1 protein-coding gene and 2 pseudogenes are annotated in these 2,453 nt (G+C 60.3%); 1 reads left to right on the forward strand and 2 read right to left on the reverse strand.

Translation table 11 applies throughout. The features are described 5' to 3' along the window. Nucleotides 1–607 (forward strand): annotated as a pseudogene (locus tag ABX749_RS29550) (hypothetical protein); the annotation flags it as partial. A gap of 196 nt (nucleotides 608–803) precedes the next feature. Here the strand turns inward: ABX749_RS29550 and ABX749_RS29555 are convergent. Together ABX749_RS29555 and ABX749_RS29560 are read right to left on the reverse strand one after the other, a co-directional pair. Then, a complete protein-coding gene (locus tag ABX749_RS29555) occupies nucleotides 804–1,637 on the reverse strand; it encodes a methyltransferase domain-containing protein (RefSeq protein ID WP_372899201.1) in 834 nt (277 codons plus the stop codon). Between the two features lie 8 nt (nucleotides 1,638–1,645). Beyond that, nucleotides 1,646–2,453 (reverse strand): annotated as a pseudogene (locus ABX749_RS29560) (acetylxylan esterase); the annotation flags it as partial.

Consider the following 2,453-nt stretch of genomic DNA (forward strand, 5'->3'; position numbering starts at 1 on the left):
CGGCGAGGATCAAGGAAGGCTGTTTGAGGCCTATGGAATGCGGGCCGTCTTATCTTGCCTGCTGCAAACGTATCAGCGAAATCCGGAATTATTGAACGATCGAAATCTAAGCTGGCGGGTCCACATCTTGGGATCGCTCGATTACTCGGATCTCTACAAACAATTTCGGTTGGATCAGCCCTGGGACAGTCCACACAATCTGAAGTTGATCCCCTACATGCCTGACATCTTCCGAGATTTCAACGCAAGCAGCGATAGCACCACCACGCGACTGATGACGATTCGCGGCTTGGGCACGATCAACCATCCGTATCTACCGACCACGCCTTATCAATCAGTTTCCGACGGCCCCGAAAACACCCTGCTGATGCTCCAGGCGCCCGAGGGCAGTGAAGTCACCTGGACCAAACCCGATGACTTTCCGTTTCTGATCGAAGAACCCAGAAAGGGGCTGGAAAACATTCCGATTGCCAGGGGGCTGACGGTGGGATTCGCCAATGGCCAAGTCAATTTCTTGCGTTCGACCATCGAGCCGGAAGCCTTCAAGTCGCTCGTCACCCCACGCGGCGGAGAACGCGTCTTCGTGGCGGAACAGGTGATGCGGTAAGAACGCCCGTCTGGGACTTCAACCTCCTGGCAGGCATGGATACCCATACATCCAAAGTCACCCTCCCTGGCAGGGAGGGTCGAGCGAAGCGAGGGGAGGGTCGTTGGTCACTGCTGAGCGGATGGTTTCGGCCAACGGTCGTTTACATCCATCGCCTTAGGCATCGCTCAAGGTCCGCTCTTGGCATGGATTTTCTCTACGGCCGACGCAACAAGATCAAATCGGCCGCCAGCGTCACGGCCATCGCCGTCAACGATTCCGCACGCGTTTGTTGGGAGTGCCGCACGGCGCGGTAGGTCATCGCCAACGCATCGGCGATCGCATCGGGGGCCAAGTCGACACGTTGTCGCCAGTTCTGGTGTTCCACAAACTGCAAGCCGGCTGCGGAGAGTTCATCGGCGACCGCTTCCCACCGGCTGCGTCGATGCCCCTCTTGTTGAACACTTTCACGAAGCTCAATCAAGTCTTCTTCGCCGGGCACGGCAATGATGCAGTTTCCGTCGGAAACCAGCACACGCGAAATCTCTTCGGCCGGTCGGCGTCCGAACAACGAAATCACTTGGTCAACGCTGCCGTCCGCGGCCGGCAGCGTGCGGTCCGCGTTGGCCAACACCCAAGTCGCCTCGGGCCAACCGCGTGCCGCGAGTTTGATCGCGCGTTTGGACAAATCGATGCCGCAGTAGCCGTTCGGATTGTCCGAAAACAGTGCCGGCCCAAACGAACCTTCGCCACAACCCAGGTCCAGCGTCCTGATCGATCGCGAAGCGTCGCCGCCGGTCGGCGACTTGATCCAGGGCCGCAGCGCTTCGACCAGCCCTGTCGCGAGCCCACGGTTGAGCCAACGATGCCGTGCCAGGACGGCGTCGTCGCAGTCGCCGGGTTTAAGCGATTTGCGGTCTTGCGGTTGCAGCAGACTCCAGTATCCCGCCTTGGCGCGATCGAAATGGTGCCCGGCATCGCAGCGCAGCGCGTTGTCGCGCAGTTGCAGCAGTTCCGTACAGTTTCTGACGGAGCAGCGTAGTTCGAACATCACGCACACTACTTCAGCAACGTGTCGGCGAAGTCCAGGAAAAAGTTCCAGTCCACTTCACCGAGTCCGTGTCCGCCGGCGCGGATGTGATAACCGGTCTGGCCGTTGATGCGTTGCTGACCCAGCGGCGGCATGGTCGCCGTTTCGATCGCGTCTTTTCCCAGCAGACCGAACACGGGAGCAGCCGCGACGAGCGAGGCGTACTCGCCTTTCGGATCCGCCCACAGGTCTTCGTCGGCGCTGGCGACATAGACACCCCGTGGTGCGATCAACGCGACCACTTCGTGCTGATCGACGGGCAAGTCATTCTCACGACCGGCGTAGTCGGAAAACGGTTTGCAAAACCAGTGGGGGAAGGACGTCGTGATGCGCTCGACGGTTTCCCCGTAAGCCCGTCGTGACAGCGCGGCGCCGCCACACCCCGAGTTGTTGCTGTAGGCGATCGCGAAGCGTTCGTCTTCGCACGCCGCCCACAGCGACGTTTTCCCGCCCCGCGAGTGGCCCGAGACCGCGACGCGTGAGGCATCGATCGAATCGATCGTTTGCAGATGATCGAGCACCCGACTGGCCGCCCAACCCCAAGCCGACAGGCTGCGCCACGCGGTGTCTTCGGGCGGCTTTCCGTCGGCAAAGAACGAGCGGATTCCGTCGGGATAGCCGTCTTTTTTGTCGGGGTCGACATGCGAGGTGTGGAACGATGCCGTTGCATAACCACGCTCAATGAAGGTTTCCACCGGCCAAAACGGATCCGGTTTCTCGACAGCGGTCGCCAGCGGAACAAAGTAGCGGTTGTTGATGTGGATCACCGCCGGGGTC

Source organism: Stieleria sp., from assembly GCF_041595215.1.
Lineage (GTDB): Bacteria > Planctomycetota > Planctomycetia > Pirellulales > Pirellulaceae > Stieleria > Stieleria magnilauensis.